Origin of the sequence: Pseudonocardia lacus, assembly GCF_018531445.1 — a bacterium.
In the GTDB taxonomy this organism is placed as follows: Bacteria; Actinomycetota; Actinomycetes; order Mycobacteriales; family Pseudonocardiaceae; genus Pseudonocardia; species Pseudonocardia lacus.
This window is the reverse complement of the sequence record NZ_JAHDTH010000309.1, coordinates 1-6,073: the sequence shown is the minus strand read 5'-3', so window position 1 is coordinate 6,073 and position 6,073 is coordinate 1. Positions and strand designations below refer to the sequence as shown.

Here is a 6,073-nt window from a genome sequence, read left to right as displayed (position 1 = left end):
CGCCGGGTTCGGGCAGCGCTCGCAGCAGCCGCGCCACCTCGGCCGCGGCCGGCCGCGCGCTCGGGGTGATCGCGGTCATCCGGCGCAGCACCCCGGCGAGCGGGGGTCCCGCGGCGGCCGGGATCCGGGGCGGGCGGTGCAGCCGCGCCACGGCAGCCTCCACGGCGGAGCCCGGGAACTCGCGCTCCCCGGTCAGCGCCTCCAGCAGGACGAGCCCCAGCGAGTAGACGTCGGCGGGCGCGGTGACGTCGTGGCCGCGCACCTGCTCCGGGGCCATGTAGGCGGCCGTCCCGATGACGACGCCGGTGTGGGTGACCTTGGTGGCGCCGTCGAGGCGGGCGATGCCGAAGTCGGCCAGCCGGGGCCGGCCGTCGCGGTCGAGCAGGATGTTGGCCGGCTTGACGTCGCGGTGCACGACGCCCTGCGCGTGCACGTAGGCCAGCGCGTCGGCGAGCTCGGCGCCCAGGGCGGCGACGGCCGCGGCGTCCATCCGGCCGTCGTTCAGCGCATCGGCGAGGCTGCGCCCGTCGACCAGGTCGGTGACGACGTAGCGGTCGCCGTCGGCGGTGCCGGCGTCGAGGAACGCGACCAGGCCCGGGTGGCGCAGCGCGCTGAGGATGCGGACCTCGCGGCGGTCGCGGCCGGCGTCGGCGGGGGAGGGAGCGGTCGTGAAGACCTTGACCGCCACGTCCTGGCCGGTGGTCCGGTCGAGCGCGCGGTGCACGGTCGCGGTGCTGCCACGGCCGAGCTCCGCGCCCATCTCGTAGCGCTCGTCCAGCACGGCTCCCTCGTGCATCCCGACTCCCATCGACTCGACCGCTTCGGGCGTACCCGGGGTGACACTGCGTCACACCACGGACGGGTGGTGGATCCGTCGGGCAAGTCATACGATGACTCGTCGATTCATATGACAACGGTTCGCGCGGGGGTGGCGGTGGAGAGCCCGCTCGGGACGGTCGACGCGGCACCGGGCACGCGTGACCGCATCCGCGAGGTCCGGCTGCGCAGCGTGCGCCTGCCGCTGCCCACCCCGGTCAGCGACGCCAAGGTGCTCACCGGCCGGCAGCGCCCGATGACCGAGGTGGCGATGCTGTTCGCCGAGGTGTCCACGACCGACGGGCTCACCGGGCTCGGCTTCGGCTACTCGAAGCGCGCCGGCGGTCCCGCCCAGTTCGCGCACGCCCACGAGGTGGCTCCGGTGGTCGTCGGGCAGGACCCCAACGACATCGCCCGGCTCTGGACGGCGATGGTGTGGGCCGGCGCCTCGGTCGGCCGCAGCGGCGCGTCGACCCAGGCCGTCGCCGCGATCGACAACGCGCTGTGGGACATCAAGGCCAAGCGGGCCGGGCTCTCGCTGGCCAAGCTGCTCGGCGCGCACCGCGACACCGTGCGCTGCTACGACACCTCGGGCGGGTTCCTGCACACCCCGATCGGGGGCGTGCTGGACAACGCCGACGCCTCGCTGGAGCGCGGCATCGGCGGGCTCAAGATCAAGGTCGGGCACCCCGAGCCGGGCTTCGACCTGGCCCGCGTGGCGGCGGTCCGCGCGCACATCGGGCCGGACGTCCCGCTGATGGTCGACGCCAACCAGCAGTGGGACCGGGCCACCGCGCTGCGCACGGGCCGCGCGCTGGAGCAGTTCGACCTGGTGTGGATCGAGGAGCCGCTCGACGCCTACGACGCCACCGGGCACGCCCGGCTCGCCGACGCGCTGGACACCCCGATCGCGTCCGGGGAGATGCTGACCAGCGTGCGCGAGCACGTCGAGCTGATCCGCGCCGGCGCGGTCGACACCATCCAGCCCGACGCACCCCGGATCGGCGGGATCACCCAGTTCCTGACCCTGATGGTGCTGGCGGACCAGGCCGGGCTCGCGCTGGCGCCGCACTACGCGATGGAGCTGCACGTGCACCTCGCCGCGGCCTACCCGGGCGAGCCGTGGGTGGAGCACTTCGACTGGCTGGAGCCGTTGTTCGACGAGCGCATCGAGATCGCCGGCGGCCGCATGGTCGTGCCCGACCGCCCCGGCGTGGGCCTGACGCTCAGCGACCGGGTGCCCGGCTGGACGGTGGCCGATGTCGTCGTCGACACCGCCGTCGACACCGCCGTCGACACCGCCGTCGACACCGCCCCGTGAGCCGGCCCCGCCGCGCCGACGCCCTGGTCGCCGCGCTGCTCGCGGAGATGCGGGAGGGCGTCGTGCGCCCGGGCGCCAAGCTGCCCACCGAGAGCGCGCTGGCCGCCCGGCACGGCGTCAGCCGCACGGTCGTCCGCGAGGCCATCACCCAGCTGCAGGCGGCCGGGATCGTGCGCACCCACCAGGGCCGGGGCAGCTTCGTGCTGGCCCCGCCGGACTCCGGCGAGTTCCTGGTGGAGGTCGGGGCCGGCGGCCCGCGCGAGGCGGGCGAGCTGCTGGAGTTCCGCACCGCCGTCGAGGTGGAGGCGGCCGGGCTGGCCGCGCGGCGCCGCACGCCCGAGCAGTTGGCCGCGATCGACGCGGCGCTGGCCGAGCTCACCGCGGCCGCCGCCGACCCCGGGCGCGTCGTCGACGCCGACTACGCGTTCCACCTCGCCGTGGCCCACGCCGCGGGCAACCGGCACTTCCCGGCGCTGCTGGGCTCGCTGGGCCGGGGCATGCTGGCCATCCCGCACGAGCGGCTCGTCGCGTCCGCGGAGCGGATCGCCCTGGTGCACGCCGAGCACGCCGCCGTGCGCGCCGCGATCGCCGACGCCGACCCGCCGGCCGCGGGTGCGGCGATGCGCACGCACCTGGCGAACTCCGCCCGTCGCCTGCGAGGGCGGTGAGTCGCCGGGTGCGAGCTCGCGCCGGGCATCGTCCGATGCCCGGAACCACTTATCCAGGTATCGGGGACGCACCTACAGTGGCGCCGTCGGCGGCGGACCCACCACGTCCGCGGCGCCGGCATCTGCCGCGAACCAGCCGCGCACCCCGGAGGTAGGCCCCCGTGCCCGAACTCGCCCCCACCGACCTGGCCCGGCGGCTCGGCGCCGGGCTGCTGTCGTTCCCGGTCACGCACTTCCGCGCCGACCTGGGGTTCGACGAGCCCGCCTACCGCGCCCACCTGGACTGGCTGGCCGGGCACGAGGTGGCCGGGCTGTTCGCCGCCGGCGGGACCGGCGAGTTCTTCTCGCTGACCCCGGCGGAGGTCGACCGGGTCGTGCGGGCCGCGGTCGACGAAATCGGCGGCGCGGTGCCGGTGCTCGCCCCGGCCGGGCGCGGCGCGGTGGAGGCCGTTGCGCAGGCCAGGGCGGCCGAGGCCGCGGGCGCCTCGGGGGTGCTGCTGTTCCCGCCCTACCTCACCGAGGCCTCCGAGGAGGGCATCGTCGCGTACGTCAAGGCGGTGTGCGCGGCCACCGGGCTCGGCGTGGTCTTCTACAACCGGGCGAACGCCCGCATCGGTGTCACGGCGCTGGCCGAACTGGCCGACAGCTGCCCCAATCTCGTCGGGTTCAAGGACGGCGTGGGCGACATCGAGCTGATGACCCGGGTCTACGCGCGCATGGGCGAGCGGTTCACCTACATCGGCGGGCTGCCCACGGCCGAGACGTTCGCGCTGCCCTACCTGCAGCTCGGCGTGACCACCTACTCGTCGGCGATCTTCAACTTCGTCCCCCGCTTCGCCCTGGACTTCTACGCCGACGTGCGCGCCGGCGACCGCGGGGCCGTCTACCGCAAGCTCAACGAGTTCGTGCTGCCCTACCTGGAGATCCGCGACCGCCGCAAGGGCTACGCGGTGTCGATCATCAAGGCGGGGCTGACCGCGGTCGGGCGGGGCGGCGGGCCGGTGCGACCCCCGCTCACCGACCTCACCGCGGCGGAGCTGACCGCGCTGACTGCGCTCGTCGAGCGCATCGCGACCCCGGTGGCGCGGGCATGACCGGGCGGCTGGCCGGCGCCGTGCTGGTGGCGGGCGAACCGGTCGTGGGCACCGAGGGGGAGGTGCGCGCCTCGTGGGGTCGGGTCCGTCGGATCGACGGTCGGATCGAGGGCCTCGCGTGACGGCGGCTGTTCGACCAGGGGGGCCGGTGGTCGAGTCGGTCGAGGTCGTGCCGGTCGCCGGGCACGACAGCATGCTGCTCAACCTCAGCGGCGCCCACGGCCCGTTCTTCACCCGCAACGTCGTGCTGCTCACCGACAGCGCCGGGCGCACCGGACTGGGGGAGACGCCCGGCGGGGAGGCCATCCGCGCGGTCGTCGAGCAGGCCGGCGCGGGGCTGGTCGGGCAGCCGGTCGCGCGGTACCGCTCCCTGCTGCGCGGGGTGGTCGAGCGCTTCGGCCACCACGACGCGGCCGGGCGCGGCGAGCAGACCTTCGACCTGCGCACCACCGTGCACGCCGTCACCGCGCTGGAGTCGGCGCTGCTCGACCTGGCCGGCCAGCACCTCGGCGTGCCGGTGGCCGAACTGCTCGGCGACGGGCAGGTCCGCGACCACGTCCCCGTCCTGGGCTACCTCTTCTACGTCGGCGACCGCACCCGCACCGACCTGCCCTACGCCGCGGGCGAGCCGGACGGCGACGCCTGGACCCGGATCCGCCGCGACCCCGCGCTCGACCCCGCCGCGGTCGTCCGGCTCGCCGAGGCCGCCGCGGACCGCTACGGCTTCGGCGACTTCAAGCTCAAGGGCGGCGTGCTCGACGGCGACGCCGAGGCCGACGCGGTCACCGCGCTGAAGGACCGGTTCCCCGACGCCCGCATCACCCTCGACCCGAACGGCGCCTGGTCGCTGCCCGAGGCCGTGCGGCTGGGCCGGAGGCTGCGCCACGTCCTCGCCTACGCCGAGGACCCGTGCGGGCGCGAGGGGTCGTTCTCCGGGCGGGAGACCATGGCCGAGTTCCGCCGCGCCACCGGCCTGCCCACCGCCACCAACATGATCGCCACCAGCTGGCGGGAGCTGGCCCACGCGGTGAAGGCCGACGCGGTCGACATCCCGCTGGCCGACCCGCACTTCTGGACGATGGCCGGCTCGGTGCGGGTCGCCCAGCTCTGCGCCGACTGGGGCCTGACCTGGGGCTCGCACTCCAACAACCACTTCGACGTCTCGCTGGCGATGCTGGCCCACGTCGGCGCCGCCGCCCCCGAGCCGATCACCGCGCTGGACACGCACTGGATGTGGCAGGACGGGGAGCACCTGCTCGCCGATCCGCCCCGCATCCGCGACGGCCACCTGGGGGTGCCGGCCGGACCCGGTCTCGGCGTCACCATCGACCGGGCGGCCCTCGACCGCGCGCACAAGCTCCACCTGGACCACGGCCTCGGTGCCCGCGACGACGCCACCGCGATGCGCTACCTCGTCGACGGCTGGACCTTCGACCCCAAGCGCCCCGCCCTCGTCCGCTGACCCGGGTGTCAGGGCCGGGATGCCGGGAGCCCGACGGGGGCGCCGTCGTGGACGGCCAGCCGGCGGCGGCGCTGAGCGGCCATCCGGATGGGGGCGTCGGTGGCGGCGTGCCCGGCGTAGCCGGGGGAGCGTTGCACCACCTGCAGGAACACCCGCCCGCCCAGCAGTTCGGTGGCGAAGTGCAGGTACTCGTCACCGGGCGTGCGGTCGTACATGACGCCCAGGGCGCGCAGCTCGGCGAGCAGGGCCGCGTCGAGCGCGAGGCGGGCGTCGAGGTCGTCGTAGTAGTTGTCGCCGATGTCGAGCAGCGGCGCGCCGGCCGCGCGGGCGGCCCTGGCGGCGGCCAGCGCGTCGGGCGTGCCGAACGCGACGTACTGCGGGTCGGGCACGGCGGGCGCCCAGCCGCCGCGGCGCAGCAGGCTCGCGGTCAGCACGAGGCGCACCCCGCCCGCGGTGACGACCCGGTCGCGCACCAGGCCGAACGGGGCCGCGATCTCGGCGGTCGGCTCGGGCTCCATGCCCAGCACGGCCCGGTAGAACAGCGCGGCCTCGTCGAACTGGTCGTAGGGCTGGGCCAGCGCCACGTGGTCGATACCGGTGACCAATGCGCCCCCGGCGGCGGGGTCGGAGGGCGGGACGGCGAGGAAGTCGGTGAGCCAGCCGTCGGGGGAGTCGGTGCGGCAGAAGAACACCGAGGTGCCGTCGGGGGCGG

General features: G+C 75.6%; 7 protein-coding genes. 5 read left to right on the top strand and 2 right to left on the bottom strand.

Annotated features, from left to right (window positions below):
- A partial coding sequence (locus tag KIK08_RS36410; RefSeq protein WP_214407868.1) for a serine/threonine-protein kinase occupies positions 1-796 on the bottom strand: 796 nt, incomplete at its 3' end.
- A gap of 138 nt (positions 797-934) precedes the next feature.
- Between KIK08_RS36410 and KIK08_RS36405 the strand changes: the two genes are divergently transcribed.
- The 5 genes from KIK08_RS36405 (at position 935) to KIK08_RS36390 (ending at position 5,361) form a co-directional block, all read left to right on the top strand.
- Positions 935-2,137, top strand: coding sequence for an L-talarate/galactarate dehydratase (locus tag KIK08_RS36405; protein ID WP_308258119.1), 1,203 nt, complete (start codon positions 935-937; stop codon positions 2,135-2,137).
- Positions 2,134-2,805 carry a FadR/GntR family transcriptional regulator gene (locus KIK08_RS36400; RefSeq protein ID WP_214407866.1) on the top strand — a complete coding sequence of 224 codons (672 nt, stop codon included), beginning with the start codon at positions 2,134-2,136 and terminating at the stop codon, positions 2,803-2,805. Before KIK08_RS36405 ends, KIK08_RS36400 begins: the two co-directional genes overlap by 4 nt.
- Before the next feature lie 161 nt (positions 2,806-2,966).
- The gene (gene kdgD / locus KIK08_RS36395; RefSeq protein WP_214407865.1) at positions 2,967-3,899 is read left to right on the top strand and encodes a 5-dehydro-4-deoxyglucarate dehydratase; all 933 of its coding nucleotides are present in this window, start codon (positions 2,967-2,969) and stop codon (positions 3,897-3,899) included.
- On the top strand, positions 3,896-4,021 hold the full coding sequence (locus KIK08_RS41265; RefSeq protein WP_256446688.1) for a hypothetical protein: 126 nt from the start codon (positions 3,896-3,898) through the stop codon (positions 4,019-4,021). The genes kdgD and KIK08_RS41265 overlap by 4 nt, the downstream gene beginning before the upstream one ends.
- Before the next feature lie 26 nt (positions 4,022-4,047).
- Positions 4,048-5,361, top strand: coding sequence for an enolase C-terminal domain-like protein (locus KIK08_RS36390; RefSeq protein WP_308258118.1), 1,314 nt, complete (start codon positions 4,048-4,050; stop codon positions 5,359-5,361).
- 8 nt (positions 5,362-5,369) lie between these two features.
- Here the strand turns inward: KIK08_RS36390 and KIK08_RS36385 are convergent.
- Positions 5,370-6,073: VOC family protein (locus KIK08_RS36385; protein WP_328516859.1), on the bottom strand; the 704-nt coding region annotated here is incomplete at its 5' end.